This is a genomic window from Bartonella sp. MM97QHHN, from assembly GCF_042194285.1.
In the GTDB taxonomy this organism is placed as follows: Bacteria; Pseudomonadota; Alphaproteobacteria; order Rhizobiales; family Rhizobiaceae; genus Bartonella.
On the sequence record NZ_JBHIMS010000032.1, the window covers coordinates 16,249 to 34,162 of the forward strand.

The following is a 17,914-nucleotide window of genomic DNA, read 5'->3' on the forward strand; positions in this document are numbered from 1 at the left end:
ATCAAAAATATTCTAAACTTACGCGAAAGAGTTGTTCAACATCACGAACCCTATCAGCAAGAGCAAAAATCACTATTCTATCACCAGACAAAATGCGCGTATCTGCCGAAAGCTGTATTATTGTCTTATTGCGATAAATTGCACCAATTCTCAAACCATCTGATAAATTGAGCTCTGATAATGACTTACCAACCAATGAAGATGTTTGCATCACTTCAGCTTCAATAATTTCTGCTCGGCCATTAAAAACTGAATGAACAGAACGAATACGCCCACGGCGCATTTGTTGCAAAATTCTCGATATTGTAACACTATGGGGATTAAGATATGCATCCACACCAACAGCACGACTAAATTCTTGATAGGCAACATTATTAATCAATACCATATTGGCTTTGCAGCCCAATCTTTTAGCAATAATAGCGCTTAAGAGATTAACCTGATCTTGATTGGTCAATGTAATCATTAAATCGGACTGATCAATTCCCGCATCTTGAAGAATCACTGGATCTAACACGTTACCGTATAAAACTGTTGTTTTTTCAAGCTGATCAGCAATTGTGAGGGCTCTTTCTCTATGCGCTTCTATAATCTTCAATTTTAATTTATGGAAACGCTTTTCAATAGCCTGTGCAACATAAAGGCCAATGTGACCACCCCCTGCAATAATCATGCGGTGGGCATCTTGTTCTTTATGACCAAAAAGCCCAACAGCACGACGCATCTGTTCACGAGAAACAACAAGATAGGTTATATCACCAACGCGTAATTGCGTTTCTGAATGTGCAACCAATAATTCCGCGCCACGTTTAATAGCAGTAACCGTCGTATGAAGATCTGGAAAAAGCTCTGTTAATTGACGCAAAGGTGTATTAATAACTGGACAATCTTCCATGCATTCCAAAGCTAGTGCCACAATATCATCATTACAAAAATAAAGAACATCTATTGCACCAGGTAAAGCAATACGGCGCAAAACCATTTCCCCAACTTCAACTTCTGGCGAAATAACCACATCAATGGGAATATTCTCTCTGGAAAAAAGCGTCTTATAACGTGGTTCTAAATAAGATTGTGAGCGAATACGAGCAATTTTTGTGGGCACATTAAATAATGAATGTGCTACTTGGCAAGCTACCATATTAACTTCATCAAACAAAGTGACAGCAATCAACATATCAGCTTTGTCTGCATCTGCAGCCAAAAGAACTTCAGGCCGTGAACCGTGACCAACAAAACCTCTCACATCCAATGTATCGCGAATCTTTTCAATTAATCTCGTTTCAATATCAATAACAGTAACATCGTGATTTTCAGCAGCAAGACGCTCTGCTATCCCATAACCAACCTGTCCTGCTCCACAAATAATAATACGCATCGCTTTAAGAAACTCCAAGCGCTTTAAGTTTACGGTGCAAAGCTGAACGCTCCATGCCTATAAATTCAGCAGTACGTGATATATTTCCACCCAAACGCCCAATCTGCGCCACTAAATATCTCTTTTCAAATAATTCTCGAGCTTCACGTAACGGCAAATCCATTATACTTTCATCTGAATCCATTTGAAGACGTGGCAAAGAATCACTTACTTCACTGGGAAGAAAGTCCGCTGTTATAGGACCATCACCATCCCGCACAAGAATAAGAAGACGCTCAATATTATTACGTAATTGCCGCACATTACCCGGCCAAGCGTGCGTTTGCAAAATAGCAATCACATCATCACTGATTGCACGCGGTTTAATCCCAACCTGCTGTGATATTGTTTTTACAAAATGATGTACAAGTTCTGGAATATCTTCACGACGCGCTGAAAGGGGCGGAACAACAATAGGAACAACGGAAAGACGGTGAAAAAGATCCTCCCTAAAGCGCCCATCAGAAATGAGGTTTTCAAGATTTTGCGCTGTCGAAGAAATGATACGGACATCCACCTTAACACGTTTTGTGCCGCCAATTCTCTCAAATGTTTGCCCCGTTAAAACTCGAAGAATCTTCCCTTGAGTCTCACGCGGCATGTCAGCAATTTCATCAAGATATAAGATACCGCCATGAGCTTCCTCTAAGGCACCAATTTTACGCTCTCTTCCCTCCATTTCGCTGCCAAACAGCTCTATTTCCATTCTTTCTGGAGTAATCGTTGCAGCATTTATTGTAACAAATGGCCCATTCGAACGCGTTGAGAGCGCATGAATAGTTCGTGCAACAGTCTCTTTTCCTGCCCCTGAAGGACCTGTTATCATGATGCGACTATTGGTTGGTGCTACTTTTTCTATGATTTGACGCAAATTTTTTATAACTGTCGATTTTCCGAGCAACTCTAATGTCTCGTTCGAACGCTTTCGCAATTCTAAAAGCTCACGTTTTAAATTTGAATTTTCAAGTGTTCTCTCTGCAACCAATACAAGTCTATCAGCTTTAAAAGGTTTTTCAATGAAATCATATGCTCCTCGCTTTATAGCGGAAACAGCCGTCTCAATATTACCATGACCAGAGATCATAACGACCGGAAGAGCCGGATATTGTGTTTTAATTTCATCAAGCAGTGCTAAACCATCGAGACGACTACCCTGTAGCCAAATATCCAAAAAAATGAGCTTTGGAATACGCTCACTAATTTGAGCCAATGCTTCATCAGAGTTACAAGCAACACGCGTTTCATAACCTTCATCATCTAAAATACCAGCAACAAGCTCACGAATATCTGCTTCATCATCAACAATCAAGATATCTGATACCATACTATTCCCCTATCTTATGATTTATGGCTTGTATAATATTACCCTGCTTACCCCCATCCGCTGGAAATATCAAACGGATCATCGCACCACGACCTTCATAAAAACTCTCCGGTGCATCATGAAGCTCCATGAAACCACCGTGATCTTCAATAACTTTGCGCACAATAGCTAACCCCAGCCCTGTTCCTTTTTCCCGCGTTGTTATATAGGGTTCTAATAACTTTTGTCTTTGCTCTTTAGGAAGTCCTTTTCCGTTATCAACAACATCCACAACCACCCATTCTTCCTGACGATAAGAACGGATAAGAATATGACCGTGAATATTTTCCTCTCGCATAACTGAATCTATGGATTCGCTCGCGTTTTTGATAACATTGCAAAAAGCCTGTACAATGAGACGGTTATCAAATGCACCCATAAGTGGTAGAGTTCCTAAATCTTGCTCAAAATGAATATCATGTCGCGTCACTTCTATCAAGAAACATGCTTCGCGCAACAATTCTCGTATATCTAAAATATGCATTTTTGGTTTGGGCATACGTGCAAAAGAGGAAAACTCATCAACCATACGCCCAATATCTCCAACCTGCCGAATAATTGTGTCAATACACCGCTCAAAGACCTCTCTATCTTGTGTAATAGCTTTGTTATAACGTTTACGAATGCGTTCAGCGGATAACTGAATAGGTGTAAGAGGATTTTTAATTTCGTGTGCAATACGCCGCGCAATATCCGCCCACGCCGCTGTACGTTGCGCTGCAACAAGGTCTGTAATATCATCAATTGTTAGAACCCAAGATTGCCCTTGTCCATCATCCTCCTCCATCGTAACTTGGACATTACAGACACGCTCTTTTCCTGCAACGTTTAAAGTGACCTGCTCACGATGGTTTTTACGATCCAATGAACGCACAAACTGAAAAACCTGCCAAATTTCAGCGCTTAAAGATAAAAGACTTTTTCCAACAACGTGCTCTGAGCGAATATCAAACATCGCTTCAATAGACCGATTGATAATGGTGATATCACCATTATCATCTATACCTGCTACTCCCGCTGTTACACCCGATAACACAGCTTCAGAAAAACGCCGTCTTTCATCAATTTGATCACGCACTGCAATCAATTCATTACGCCGACTTTTCAATTCACTGACCATGTAATTAAAAGTTTTGGATAATTGCCCAATATCACCATCTTTTGCTCGTACTGGCACGAAAATTTCCATATTTCCAGAAGCAACATCATCGGCAGCACTAATGAGAAGACGAATAGGACGTACTAAGCGATCAGCAACAGCAATAGCAGCCCAAATGGCTGATAAGAATAAACTAAAAAAAAGACACAAATAAAGCATACCAAATGCAATCTGTGTCAGCAGGCGATTTTCATTTAAATCACGATAACGATCTGTATTAACTTCTGTCAAACGCAAAGCAGATAAAACACCTTTATCAACGTCACGCACCAAATATAAAAATGTGTTTGGAATATTGGTAAATTTTAAAATAATACCAAAATAATCATGAACGCCTGGTTGAAAAGAAAAAGGTCTCGCACTGGTTGCACGTTCAATAAGATGGGAAGGAGGAATTGGCAGTTTATCTTCATCACCAAGAGCACTCGATACAAAAATAGCTCCGCTAGAACTTAACAAAAATGCACCACGCAAATTGCGTCCTAGAGCATGACGCGTCAATTGCATCCTATATTCAGCTGGATTACGTTCTAAGAGTTTTTTGTTATCAAGTGCAAATGCCATCGCGTAGGATAAATTTTTTAAATTTTGAAGCATTTCATCTGCATAAGCATTTGCTAAATCAATAGAAGAGCCCACAATTTGCCGCGTTGTTGTATCAAACCATCGATCAAGTCCCAAATTTAGTGCTGGACCCGATACAAGAGCTACAGCAACAGCTGGCATTGTCGCAACAAGTGCAAACAATGAAATAAGGCGCACATGAAGACGCGATCCTGCACGCCTTGAACGCCAAGCACGAATGATCGGTATCATCTCATAAAAAACGATGACAATAAGCCCTAAAACCCAAAAACTATTAATTCCTATAAGAATAAGGGTTACTGTTCTACTGGGAACAACAGGAGTTAATCCAATAAGAATAATAAATGAAACAGAGGCCGTAAGTAAAGCCAATACAATAATTGTAATCCCTAAAAAAATATATACCTTACTTAAACGATACAACTCATCGTTATAAGTATTTTTATCTATGTCTTGAAGATTCGTCACAGATGTTATATTCGTCATGAGCTTACATACCCTTATCCCATTATTCTCATATAACCTTTTGTAGCAAAAATTGACAATACTAATACTACATTTAAAATAGAGCAAATATAGTCAACGAGAAAAAACTTCTACATTTTGCAAAATATCTTTAAAATAGACTGTGTTCGACGATACTTTACGAAGGAAATGAGATGCGATTAACAAAACAAACAAATTATGCTCTTAGAATGCTCATGTATTGTGCAGATAATCAGGGAACTCTCAGTCGTGTTCCAGAAATCGCTAAAGCATATGCCGTTTCAGAGCTTTTTTTATTTAAAATCCTTCAGCTGCTTGTTCAAGCAGGTTTTATACAAACAGTGCGTGGACGCAATGGTGGAGTTAGATTGGCTAAACCCGCAGCAGAGATTTCAGTCGCGGATGTTGTGAAAGTAACAGAAGACAACTTTTCCCTCGCAGAATGCTTCGATACTGCAGAACCAACTTGCCCCTTGTTTGATTTTTGTGGTTTAAATACCGCACTTCAAAAAGCATTAAATGCTTTTTTTGAGGTATTATCCGTGATATCCCTTGCTGATCTACAACAACCATCCTTTCAAAATCATTTTAAAATTAATGACAAAAAAGCAAACTAAGATTATAATACAAGGAGATTAAGTATTTCTATTGCAGCAATAATATTAGCCGCTGGACGGGGTGAAAGAGCAGGATCTCCCCATAAAATTCCAAAACAATATCGGCTTCTAGGACAAAAGCCAATTATTTATCATACCGTGCATTGTTTTTTGCAGCATCCAGCTATCACAACAATTATTCTTGTTATTCATCCAGAAGATCGTCAAATCTGTGAACAAGCTATTGACGATTTTAAAGAGCGCCTTATTATCGTTGAAGGAGGCAATACACGTCAAATCTCTACCTTATATGGACTTCATGCACTCAAAAAATTTGCCCCCCAATATGTGCATATTCATGATGGTGCACGCCCTTTTATCGAAAACAAGCTTCTTAATAACATTCACAACACTATCACGCCTCAAGAAGGTGTTCTTCCTGTTCTGCCCATCTCTGATACCCTTAAACGTATAAATAATCAGCATATTTTAGAAACAATTCCCCGTACCCATCTTTATAGTGCACAAACTCCACAGTGTTTTCCCTTTGAACATATCTTAGCGGCCCATAAACAAGCAAAACAAGCTTGCAAACAAGAATTCACTGACGATTCTGCAATTGCCGAATGGTTTGGAATTCCTATGCGTGCCATTCCTGGGGATCCTAACAACATAAAAATTACATGGCATGAAGATTTTAATACTGCACATTTATATCTCCAAAAGAAAATGCAAATGTTTCCTGATATCCGCACCGGCAATGGTTATGATGTTCACTCTTTCGAGGATGGTGATTTTCTTATTTTATGTGGTATAAAAATCCCTTTTCATAAAAAATTAAATGGACACTCCGATGCGGATGTTGCTCTTCATGCGCTAACAGATGCCCTGCTCGCTACGCGAGGTGCTGGAGATATTGGCACACATTTCCCTCCCTCTGATCCTCAATGGAAAAATGTATCATCAGAAATTTTTCTCCGTCATGCTCTTGATATTATTAAACAAGCAGGTGGACGTATTGCCAATGTTGATATCACAATTATCGCTGAAAATCCTAAAATTGGTCCCTATCGTCATGCCATGACAGAAAATCTTATGACAATACTTTCAATGACACCTGATCGAATCTCTATCAAAGCAACAACAAATGAAAGGCTTGGATTTATTGGTCGTGGTGAAGGAATTGCTGCTCTTGCAACAGCGAGCGTTCTTTATTCAGGAGAACTTCCCCAATGACATATCTTTGTGAAAAACAAGCACATGAAGTCCTTAATACCTTTCGCCAAAAAGGTTTGCTGTTAACAACTGTAGAGTCTTGTACAGGGGGACTCATTGCTGCATGCCTCACAAATATAGCAGGATCATCAGATGTTCTCGATTGTGGATTTGTTGTTTATTCAAATGAATCTAAAACACGCCTTGTTGGCGTTTGTGCTGAACTTATAAAAACCTATGGTGCCGTTTCAAAAGAAGTTGCTCTTGCAATGGCTGAGGGTGGATTAAAACATTCACAAGCTGACATTGCAGTTTCTGTAACAGGAATTGCTGGTCCAGGAGGTGCAAGTCTTGATAAACCTGTAGGACTTGTGCATTGCGCAGTAGCTTATAAAAACCACTCCCCCCTGCACAAAGAAATGCACTTTGCTCATCTTAATCGCAATGCTATCCGCCATGCAACTGTTGAAAATGCTTTTAAAATGATTCTGGAATTGCTTCACTGAATTCCCCATACTAATTTCAAAATTCTTTATTCTCCATCGAGTCTATAATCGTCAACATCTTGAAAAAAATTTATTGTATCACAACTTGAAAATGAACGATCTGACTAGCGTAAAATTATCTCACTTTAGTCCTGTGTAGGTTGAATTAATCAAATTTATTCACTTACACGCCACAAGAGAAAAAACTGTATAAATAAAATGATTAATGAAAGGAAAACTTGTACCTCTCTCTCAAGTGCTAAGAGCTGGTACAACATCTTGAGAGATGGCAAATAAATGATACAGGAGAACTTCTTCATAAGTGTACAGATGTAGATTTTATATACTTTTACGAGAATCTATACTATTTATTATGAGCACTATTATGAAATGGGTATGACGCAAGCATGTTCTATTTGGGCGTTTTGTTTAACGAGTGTGCATCTATTAAAAAAGAGAGAAACAAAAGCATGAAGCTGTGCATCATCTTCATCATTTAAAATGATATTCCCTCAATATGCTTTTGAAAGCTGAATTAAAAACAAATAGTAAAGATGGAAACCGGTTTTCACCTTCACGCTGTTTAAGCAATACGTATTGTTAAAAAATAACAGAATAGACTATGTTACCGTAGAGCTATAAATCTGATGCGCACGCTTCTCAAAAGCCTCGGTAAATTTACGAAACGCAATATCAAACATTGAGCCCATCACTAATCCAAGCGTTTTACTTTTAAATTCATAATCAATAAAAAACTCTACATTACATGCATTGGTATTTTCAATATCATGAAAGGCCCAACGATTTTCAAGATATTTGAATGGACCATCAATATATTTAACTTCTATAAGACTTTTTTCCGGCTGAAGAAATACTTGAGTCGTAAAAGTTTCACGAATAATCTTATAGCCAACGGTCATATCCGCAAGAAGCAATATTTTTTTTCCATATTCTTTTCGAGAACGTATTATTAAAGACTCACACATTGGTAAAAATTCAGGATAACGCTCAATATCTGAAACCAGATCAAACATTTCACTGGCACTATGGGTGATCTGCCGATGTATTGTAAAAATCGGCATAATTATCTCTGTAAGGAAAATTTTTCATCACGCGCTTTTTGCAAAATGGCAAAATCATCTCCAGCATGATGAGATGAACGCGTTAGAGGATTGGAGGACATATGTAAAAATCCTTTTACTTTACCAATCTTGGCAAAAGACTCAAATTCTTCAGGAGGCACAAAACGAACAACTGGATGATGTTTTCGTGTAGGCTGCAAATATTGTCCAATTGTCATAAAGTCAACATCAGCAGCGCGCAAATCATCCATCAATTGCAAAACTTCATTTCGCTCCTCCCCGAGGCCAACCATAATTCCCGATTTTGTAAAAATTGTTGGATCAAGTTCTTTAACACGTTGTAACAAACGAATTGAATGAAAATAACGTGCCCCTGGACGGACCTTCAAATATTTAGAAGGAACTGTTTCTAAGTTATGATTAAAAACATCAGGCTTAGCAGCAACAACAACTTCTAAAGCGCCATCCTTATGACGAAAATCAGGTGTAAGAACTTCAATTGTTGTTTTAGGAGTTTTTTGACGAATCGCATAAATAACTTTTGCAAAATGCTCAGCACCACCATCAGCAAGATCATCACGATCAACAGATGTAATGACAACATGTTTTAATTCCATCCGTGCAACAGCATCAGCGACACGTTCTGGCTCATTATCATCAACGGCAAGTGGAATACCTGTTGCAACGTTACAAAAAGCACAAGCACGCGTACATATTTCACCTAAAATCATAAAGCTAGCATGCCTCTGGCTCCAACATTCGCCAATATTAGGACAACCAGCTTCTTCACATACAGTCACTAACTTATGCGTACGTACAATACCATGTGTTTCCTTATAAATTGGTGATGTTGGCGCTTTTACACGAATCCAATCTGGCTTTTTTTGAACGCTTGTATCAGGACGATGTGCCTTTTCAGGATGACGCAATCGTCTATTTGCAACTCTATCAACAACCGTAACCATTTAAGCCTTTGCCTTATAAATACGAAGTAACAATCAAAAATATAAAATTTTTCATACAATCCAGTCATCAAGCGTTTAAAACTTGACCATAAGCATCCAATACACTTTCTTTCATCATTTCCGATAAGGTCGGATGTGGAAAGACAGTATGCATTAATTCTTCTTCTGTTGTTTCAAGATTCATAGCAATAACAAAACCCTGTATCAATTCTGTTACCTCAGCCCCTACCATATGGGCCCCGAGAAGCTGTCCTGTTTTTTTATCAAAAATCGTTTTTACTAACCCCTGATCTTCACCCAAAGCAATCGCCTTACCATTCGCAGCAAAAGAATAACGACCAATACGTATATCATAACCTGCTTCTTTTGCAGCTGCTTCTGAAAGCCCTACAGAGGCAACCTGTGGTGTACAATATGTACACCCTGGAATTTTTCTTTTATCAAGCGGATGAGCGCTTTTCAAACCTGCAAGATGCTCAATACATATCACACCTTCTTCTTCTGCTTTATGGGCCAACATAGGAGGGCCTGCTACATCACCAATAGCATAAATACCTTCCACCCCCGTCCAACTCCATTCATCAGTTACAATGCAGCCGCGATCGGTTTTTATTCCCAAAGCTTCTAAACCAAGATTCTCAATATTACCTTGCACCCCAACAGCGGAAATCAACCGGTTAACAGTCATTGACTCTATTTTACCTTGAACATCAATATGTACACTTACAGAATCGGAAGATTTTTCAACCTTTGTTACTTTTGCTTGACGAAGAATGCGTAAACCTTTTTTCTCTAACTGTTTACGAGCAAACGTTGAAATTTCAATATCTTCAGCAGGCATGATATGGGGCATCATTTCAACAACAGTTACTATCGCCCCCATATCATGATAAAAAGAAGCAAATTCAATGCCAATAGCCCCAGACCCTATAACCAAAAGCGATTTTGGCATTGCTGGCGGTATCATAGCTTCAAAATAAGTCCAAATGAGTTTTCCATCTGGCTCAATACCAGGAAGGACACGAGGACGTGCGCCCGTTGCAATAATGATATGCTTTGCTTGATAAGTTCCCTCCCCTAACGTCCCTTTAGGGACTGGATTTTGCGGTTGCATAATCGGTTTGGAGGATGAAGAAACCATAATTTCCGCAGGAAGGCTTCCCTTTGCTTCTTTAGTAAGCTTTGCTTCACCCCAGATAATATCAATTTTGTTTTTTTTCATTAAAAAACCAACACCAGCATTTAAACGTGCTGAAACACCCCGTGAACGTGCCACAACATCTTTGATGTTTGCCTCAATTGAACCATTAATTTTTAATCCATAATTTGTCGCATGTTCAGCAAAATGTTTCATTTCCGCTGAACGTAGAAGGGCCTTTGTTGGAATACATCCCCAATTTAAACAGATCCCTCCCAAATGTTCACGTTCAACAATCGCAGTCTTAAAGCCACATTGTGCTGCACGAATTGCGGTTACATATCCGCCTGGACCTGATCCAATCACAATTACATCATAAAGATTTACCACAGTAATTCCTCCATGGATATATATAAAATGGATATGCATTTTTTGAACTTAAGTCTGTAAAACAACATGAGAGAATTATCTTATGTCTTTTGCTTTAAGCTTCACGCAAATGCTTTATCCAAACCAGAAATAGCAATAACATTGCTCTTTAAACTCTTTAAATTTGTTTCTATTCTCTTAACACGCTTTCTCACAATTTACGTGAAGAACTGTTAAACAGTTCAAACCAACATTGCTAATGGATTTTCAATCATCTTCTTAAAAGTCCGCGCGAGCTCTGCTGCTAAAGCACCATCGACAGCACGATGATCCGCAGAAAGCGTAACTGACATAACTGTCGCAACAACTAATGCACCATTTTTAACAACGGCGCGTTGCTCCCCTGCACCAATCGCAAAAATCGTCGCATGCGGTGGATTAAGAATAGCCGAAAAACTTTTTATACCATACATCCCCATATTTGATACAGCCGTTGTTCCACCCTGATATTCTTCCATTTTTAACTTGCCCTCGCGCGCACGCTTTGCAAAATCCTTCATCTCTTTGGAAATAAGTGATAACGGCTTTTCCTCTGCATGGCGAATAATCGGTGTAATTAATCCATTGGGAATAGAAACAGCAACCCCAACATCACAATGTTTATGATGAAGCATCCCGCCTTCAAGCCAAGAAACATTCGCATCAGGAACCGCTTTCAAAGAAAGTGCGACAGCTTTGATCACCATATCATTAACAGAAAGCTTATAAGTAGGCTGAGTTTCTTCCTGCCCCTTAACCATTGGAGCAGCAGCATTCAGTTGTGTACGCAGTGCTAATAGCGCATCAAGTTCACAATCTACCGTTACATAGAAATGTGGGACTCTCTGTTTTGATTCCACCAAACGTGTCGCGATTGTTTTACGCATATTATTATGGGGAGCGAAGCTATATTCATCCTCTTTGAAGAGTTTCAATATCTGTTTGTCCGAAGCACCTGTAGCTATTAGCTCCCCTATCGGTGATGAATAAGACACTTTAGACATATCGCTGCTCACAGCTTTTTCTACATCGCGCTTAATAATACGCCCATGCGGACCACTTCCAGAAATAAGGGATAAATCAAGACCTGCCTGAGATGCTAATCGCCGCGCTAAGGGAGAGGCAAAAAGACGAGCTTCCTTTTTATCTTGCTGTATTAATTGCCCAGTTGATGATTCATGAGACATTTTTATTCCCTTTGAGTCCGTCTGTTTCAGAGAATCTGTCTGTTTGATGCCCTCTGGTTTTTGTCTTGTAGAAGAAGAGATTTCTTCTGTAACTTTTGCAGCTTCAGCTAAATCTTCACCTTCTTCTGCTAAAACAACAATTAAAGCATTTACTTTAACGCCTTGTGTTCCAGCAGGAACAACAATTTTAGCAACCCTACCTTCATCAACGGCTTCGACTTCCATTGTCGCTTTATCTGTCTCAATCTCAGCAATAACATCACCAGAGGAAACCTTATCTCCCTCCTTAATATTCCATTTTGTTAAATTTCCCTCTTCCATCGTAGGGGAAAGCGCTGGCATTGTAATTTTAATGGGCATTATGCTTTCCTCCGTTATGCTCTGTATGTCACAGCCTTAACGGCCTCAATAATTTCAGCAGTATTAGGCAAAGCCAACTTCTCAAGATTAGCGGCATAAGGCATCGGAACATCTTTGCCAGAAATCGTAGCAATTGGCGCATCAAGATAGTCAAAAGCCTGCTGCATAACACGCGTTGCTATTTCAGTTCCCACAGATGACTGAGGAAATCCCTCTTCAATTGTTACCAAACGACCTGTTTTTTTAACTGACGAAAGAATTGTTGGAAAATCCATCGGGCGAATGGTTCGTAAATCAATCAATTCAACATCAATACCAAGTTTTTCAATTTCTGGTAACGCTTGAACAGCATAATGCATCCCAATTCCACATGCAACAATCGTCACATCTTGTCCAGACTTATGAATACGTGCCTTACCAATAGGCAAAAGAAAATCATCCAGTTGAGGAACATCAAATTGATGCCCATACAAAATCTCATTTTCAAGGAAAATAACAGGATTATCATCACGAATAGCAGCTTTCAGCAAACCTTTTGCATCTGCAGCACTATAAGGCATGACAACTTTCAGACCTGGTACATGACTATACCATGCAGCATAACATTGAGAATGTTGAGCACCAACACGGGCAGCCGCGCCATTGGGACCTCGGAAAACCATAGGAGCGGTCATTTGTCCACCAGACATATAACGTGTTTTGGCTGCTGAGTTAATAATTTGGTCCATCGCCTGCATCGCAAAATTAAATGTCATAAACTCAACAATGGGACGTAACCCACCAAAAGCAGCCCCAACAGCCAGCCCAGCAAAGCCGTGCTCTGTAATTGGGGTATCAATAACTCGGCGTTCTCCGAATTCTTCCAACAAACCTTGACTAACCTTATAGGCACCTTGATATTGCGCGACCTCTTCCCCCATGAGAAAAACTTTTTCATCACGCCGCATTTCCTCAGCCAAAGCCTGATTAAGCGCTTCACGTACTGTCATCGTAACCATTTGGGTTCCCGCTGGAATATCAAAATCAGGAGATGTATCAAAAGTAGGAGCAGCCTGCGGAACTGACAAAGGTAGAGAAAGAGGAAATTCCTTAGGTTTTTGTGCTGTATCGGTAGGTTGCAAAATATCCTCAACACGCTCACCTTCTTCTAACAAAACCGCAATAACAGTGTTAACCTTTACACCTTCAGACCCTTCAGGCACAAAAATCTTACCAAGAGTACCTTCATCAACGGCCTCTACTTCCATTGTAGCCTTATCCGTTTCAATTTCAGCAATAACATCGCCAGAGCTAACCTTATCACCTTCTTTCTTGAGCCATTTAGACAGTTTACCTTCTTCCATAGTTGGTGAAAGCGCCGGCATCAAAATATCAATAGACATACTTGCTTCCCTCGCATCAAACTAAAATATCAGTATAGAGCTCAGAAGCATCTGGCTCTTGATCACTTTGTGCAAAATCTACCGCATCAGCAACAATTGCACGGACCTCTTTCTCAATAGATTTTAAATCGTCTTCGCTCGCCCAATTTTTTTTAAGAATCCGACTTTTTACTTGATCAATCGGATCGTGCTCCTCTTTTATTTTTTGGACTTCTTCCTTTGAACGATATTTTGCTGGGTCAGACATGGAATGACCACGATAGCGATAGGTCTGCATATCAAGAATGATCGGTCCTTTACCTGAGCGTGCCCAAGAAATTGCTTCATCAGCAGCTCCTTTTACTGATCGAACATCCATACCATCAACAACAATACCTGGAATTTCAAAAGAAAGACCACGTCGGGAAAAATCAGTTTCTGCAGATGCACGTGAAACTGACGTTCCCATAGCATACTGATTGTTTTCAATAATATAAACAACAGGAAGCTTCCAAAGTGAAGCCATATTAAAACTCTCGTAAACCTGCCCCTGATTTGCAGCACCATCACCAAAATAAACCAATGTCACATTATCTTTACCAAGGTACTGATTCGAAAATGCCAAACCTGAACCAATGGGAACCTGCGCACCAACAATACCATGTCCCCCATAAAAGTTCTTTTCTTTAGAGAACATATGCATCGAGCCACCTTTCCCTTTAGAAAAGCCCCCTTGACGTCCCGTTAATTCTGCCATAACACCACGCGGACTCATCCCAACCGCTAACATATGTCCATGATCACGGTAAGACGTAATAACCTGATCACCTTCTTTTGCCGCTTTCAATGTTCCTATAACAACGGCTTCCTGACCAATATAAAGGTGACAAAATCCCCCTATAAGCCCCATACCATAAAGTTGTCCTGCTTTTTCTTCAAAACGGCGAATTAAAAGCATTTCACGATAAGCATCAATTTCTTCTTCTTTTGTAAAATCTGCTATTGGTGCTTTCTTTGTGGTGCTTGATAATGCAGTGCGCGCCGCCGACGCAGAATTTTTTTTAAGTCGTTCTGCCATATTAAACTCCCTTTTATGATTATTTAGGAATAACCTTTACGAACAAAAGTTACAAGCCTTATCAATCGGCTTAAACAATATCATTGCTGATTGTTGTTTAAATTAAGCGATTTTTCATTTACCTTTAGTATCATTTCAAGGTATTAAGATTGTCAGTTCATTTGACTTAGAGAAGTTCAAGTTCTTTCGGACATACTCATCCAACATATCTTTTTCTATATGCCCGTTGCGTAAAAGAGAAATACGCTTTTCCATGAATATCCGCTCAGCTTCTATTTTATGAAGCTCCTTTTCTAATTCGCTAATATGCTGATTAACTTCACTGCGTGAATACAATCCATACTCACCATGATAAATGTGATAACTGAAATAGCTTAAGACTCCCACCGTCATAAGAGGTAGTACAAAGCGTACTTTGATTGATCGACGTTTCTGCTTTGTCCACATAAAATAGCACAGTCTTTACAGCACAAATTTCTTAATATTTTGCCCAACTATGCATGATTTTGATTAATACCTCATTACCAAATCTACACTAAATAATTTGTTATTTTCAATTTATCCCCCTTAATACAATCAAAGTAAGCTGAATGACCTACTTTTTATATTATAAATATTGGATATCCTCTAATTTGTAGCTTTTTCCTAAAATTTCCTATTAAAATAAAGATAAAATCAACGGTATCCCCTATGCTTGGTGGTTTTTTCCTAACCAATTCCAATCCTCAAATTGATAACGCTTATCATCACCTCCCAAAACGAGATAACCCCCTTGATTTTGAACCATAATTTCACCCTTCATCCTTACCCACGCTCCTTATGTGTTATTCATAAAGAGATTATTTCTAATTTGATAATATGCGGATTAACCTCACGGTGTAAATACAATTTATAGCAGCCGTAATAAACGTGAAATTAGGATAGTTTGGAGCCTCCAATAATCTAATGCTATCCACTGCTATAAGCAGAAAAACAATGCACGCCTTAATTAATTTGCGTCTTTGCTTTACCCGTATAAAATAGCATTGTCTTTTTCAATACTTTTACTTAGCTGTACATGTTTTTTAATATCTCATATTAAATAAATATAGTACAATAATTTTGCATGATGCAACTTAATTATTTATAAAAATAAAAAGCGAACTGAATTACTTTCTCTTTATTATAAAATTTTTAAAAATCTGTAATCTGATTCCCATCTTTATCCGTAAATCTTCCTCCAAGAATGACTATAAAATCAACAACTGCCCAAATTCCGGTAATTATCAATCCAAACAATGATAAAGATAGAACCAGCATTAAAGCACCAGTCCTAACTTTACCAACCATAAAACGATGGACACCAAAGATACCTGCACACCAACAAAGGAGTGCGAACATTATCTTTGAGTTCTCTGTACCTGGTCTCAACAATGGAAAAACAGAACTGACACCCCCCCCTTCACAGACAAAATCAACAGCATTACCAATCCTTGGTGGATTCTTTCCCAACCAATCCCAAGTCGCAAACTGATAACGTTTACCATCATCACCCGAAACGAGATAAGTTCCTTGATCTTGACTAATAATTATACCTCTCATCTTAATCCCTATAAATTTAAATACTTAAAAATTATTGCGTATATGCCTTTGATAAGAAATCTCAATTTCATAATCTAAATGATTGTATACTTTCATATTTTTTGCTCACAACTATACACGATATAAATCACCAGCATAATGTGCTTGGGCTCCTAGCATTTCCTCAATACGGATAAGTTGATTGTATTTTGCTAATCTATCCGAACGTGCAAGAGAACCTGTTTTAATTTGTCCACAATTCGTTGCAACAGCAAGATCTGCAATGAAAGAATCCTCTGTCTCGCCTGAACGATGAGATATAATGGCACGATAACCTGCTTTATGTGCTACCTCTACAGCATCAAGTGTTTCACTCAATGTACCAATTTGATTAACTTTTATGAGAATAGAATTGCCTACCTCCATTTTGATACCATCACGCAAACGTGCTGAATTCGTTACAAACAAATCATCGCCAACAAGCTGACATTTTTCTCCCATTGTGTCAGTAAGTAGCTTCCAACCTTCCCAATCATCCTCTGCCATTCCATCTTCAATTGTAATAATAGGATAATTTTTCACAAGCTGCGCTAAATAATCTACCTGCTCTTGGGTGTCACGGCATTTCCCCTCACCTTTATAAAAATACGAACCATTTTTATAAAATTCGGTTGAAGCACAGTCTAAACCAATGGCAATTTGTTCACCTGGTTTATAGCCACATATCATGATAGATTCCATAATAAAATCAATTGCTTGATCAGCACTTTTAAATTGAGGAGCAAAACCACCTTCATCACCAACATTGGTATTATAACCCGCATCTTTTAAACGCTTTTTCAATGCATGGAAAATCTCAGCGCCATAACGGATCGCTTCTCTTATAGTAGGAGCTCCTATAGGAATAATCATAAACTCTTGAAAATCAATCAAATTATCAGCATGAACGCCACCATTAATAATATTCATCATGGGGGTTGGAAGAATATGCGCTTGTGTACCACCAATATAACGATACAAAGGTAAATTTAATGAATCCGCAGCTGCTTTTGCAACAGCTAATGAAACACCAAGAAGTGCATTGGCACCAAGACGGGCTTTGTTTGGCGTTCCATCCAAAGCAATCATTGCTTGATCAATAGCAATTTGATTTGTTGCATCCCGCCCACCAAGTTCTTCAAGAATTTCGCCATTAACTGCAGCAACCGCTTTTTCAACACCTTTCCCTTGATAGCGCAAACCACCATCACGAAGCTCTATAGCCTCGTATGCTCCTGTTGAAGCTCCCGAAGGAACCAGAGCGCGACCAAAAGCTCCATTCTCCAAATGAACATCAACTTCTACCGTTGGATTACCACGGCTATCAAGAACTTCACGCCCAATGATATCGACAATTATAGTCATATGTGTTTCCTTATCCAATAAAAGTCTCGATTCATTTATAATGCCCTATTAATGAAATATTTTTT

The 17,914-nt window shown here is 38.9% G+C and carries 15 protein-coding genes; 3 read left to right on the plus strand and 12 right to left on the minus strand.

The features are described from left to right. Window position 1 precedes the first annotated feature (1 nt). The 3 genes from trkA to ACFIJW_RS01785 are packed head-to-tail and all read right to left on the minus strand — an operon-like array spanning window position 2 to window position 5,010. Window positions 2–1,378, minus strand: coding sequence for a Trk system potassium transporter TrkA (gene trkA, locus ACFIJW_RS01775; protein WP_375611279.1), 1,377 nt, complete (start codon window positions 1,376–1,378; stop codon window positions 2–4). A 4-nt stretch (window positions 1,379–1,382) separates the two neighbouring features. After that, entirely contained in the window at window positions 1,383–2,741 is a 1,359-nt protein-coding gene (locus ACFIJW_RS01780) for a sigma-54-dependent transcriptional regulator (RefSeq protein ID WP_375617700.1), read from the minus strand. A gap of 1 nt (window position 2,742) precedes the next feature. After that, window positions 2,743–5,010 carry an ATP-binding protein gene (locus ACFIJW_RS01785; protein ID WP_375631782.1) on the minus strand — a complete coding sequence of 756 codons (2,268 nt, stop codon included), beginning with the start codon at window positions 5,008–5,010 and terminating at the stop codon, window positions 2,743–2,745. Window positions 5,011–5,183: 173 nt separating this feature from the next. On the opposite strand from ACFIJW_RS01785, the gene rirA reads away from it, so the two are divergent. From rirA to ACFIJW_RS01800, 3 genes are read left to right on the plus strand one after another with little or no spacing between them, the layout of a single operon-like run. After that, complete coding sequence (rirA, locus tag ACFIJW_RS01790) at window positions 5,184–5,627, plus strand: iron-responsive transcriptional regulator RirA (RefSeq protein WP_375611276.1); 444 nt, start codon at window positions 5,184–5,186, stop codon at window positions 5,625–5,627. A gap of 24 nt (window positions 5,628–5,651) precedes the next feature. Continuing rightward, complete coding sequence (locus ACFIJW_RS01795; protein WP_375633118.1) at window positions 5,652–6,842, plus strand: bifunctional 2-C-methyl-D-erythritol 4-phosphate cytidylyltransferase/2-C-methyl-D-erythritol 2,4-cyclodiphosphate synthase; 1,191 nt, start codon at window positions 5,652–5,654, stop codon at window positions 6,840–6,842. Beyond that, window positions 6,839–7,327, plus strand: a complete 489-nt coding sequence (locus tag ACFIJW_RS01800; protein WP_375628982.1) for a CinA family protein — start codon at window positions 6,839–6,841, stop codon at window positions 7,325–7,327. Before ACFIJW_RS01795 ends, ACFIJW_RS01800 begins: the two co-directional genes overlap by 4 nt. 599 nt (window positions 7,328–7,926) lie before the next feature. Here ACFIJW_RS01800 and ACFIJW_RS01805 read toward each other — a convergent pair. The 9 genes from ACFIJW_RS01805 to eno form a co-directional block, all read right to left on the minus strand. Then, window positions 7,927–8,388 carry a type II toxin-antitoxin system RatA family toxin gene (locus tag ACFIJW_RS01805; protein ID WP_375633073.1) on the minus strand — a complete coding sequence of 154 codons (462 nt, stop codon included), beginning with the start codon at window positions 8,386–8,388 and terminating at the stop codon, window positions 7,927–7,929. 2 nt (window positions 8,389–8,390) lie between these two features. Further along, window positions 8,391–9,353 (minus strand): lipoyl synthase, encoded by a 963-nt coding sequence (lipA, locus tag ACFIJW_RS01810; RefSeq protein WP_375633075.1) that lies wholly within the window; start codon window positions 9,351–9,353, stop codon window positions 8,391–8,393. Between the two features lie 67 nt (window positions 9,354–9,420). After that, complete coding sequence (gene lpdA, locus ACFIJW_RS01815; protein WP_375633077.1) at window positions 9,421–10,881, minus strand: dihydrolipoyl dehydrogenase; 1,461 nt, start codon at window positions 10,879–10,881, stop codon at window positions 9,421–9,423. 221 nt (window positions 10,882–11,102) lie between these two features. Next, window positions 11,103–12,446 (minus strand): pyruvate dehydrogenase complex dihydrolipoamide acetyltransferase, encoded by a 1,344-nt coding sequence (locus tag ACFIJW_RS01820; protein ID WP_375633079.1) that lies wholly within the window; start codon window positions 12,444–12,446, stop codon window positions 11,103–11,105. 14 nt (window positions 12,447–12,460) lie between these two features. Then, window positions 12,461–13,828, minus strand: a complete 1,368-nt coding sequence (locus ACFIJW_RS01825) for a pyruvate dehydrogenase complex E1 component subunit beta (protein WP_375633081.1) — start codon at window positions 13,826–13,828, stop codon at window positions 12,461–12,463. Between the two features lie 16 nt (window positions 13,829–13,844). Next, window positions 13,845–14,885, minus strand: a complete 1,041-nt coding sequence (gene pdhA / locus ACFIJW_RS01830; RefSeq protein WP_273791144.1) for a pyruvate dehydrogenase (acetyl-transferring) E1 component subunit alpha — start codon at window positions 14,883–14,885, stop codon at window positions 13,845–13,847. A 135-nt stretch (window positions 14,886–15,020) separates the two neighbouring features. After that, complete coding sequence (locus tag ACFIJW_RS01835) at window positions 15,021–15,332, minus strand: septum formation initiator family protein (protein WP_375617692.1); 312 nt, start codon at window positions 15,330–15,332, stop codon at window positions 15,021–15,023. A 726-nt stretch (window positions 15,333–16,058) separates the two neighbouring features. Continuing rightward, window positions 16,059–16,466, minus strand: a complete 408-nt coding sequence (locus ACFIJW_RS01840; protein ID WP_375633083.1) for a TM2 domain-containing protein — start codon at window positions 16,464–16,466, stop codon at window positions 16,059–16,061. Window positions 16,467–16,577: 111 nt separating this feature from the next. Next, on the minus strand, window positions 16,578–17,849 hold the full coding sequence (eno, locus tag ACFIJW_RS01845; protein ID WP_375633085.1) for a phosphopyruvate hydratase: 1,272 nt from the start codon (window positions 17,847–17,849) through the stop codon (window positions 16,578–16,580). Window positions 17,850–17,914 lie beyond the last annotated feature (65 nt).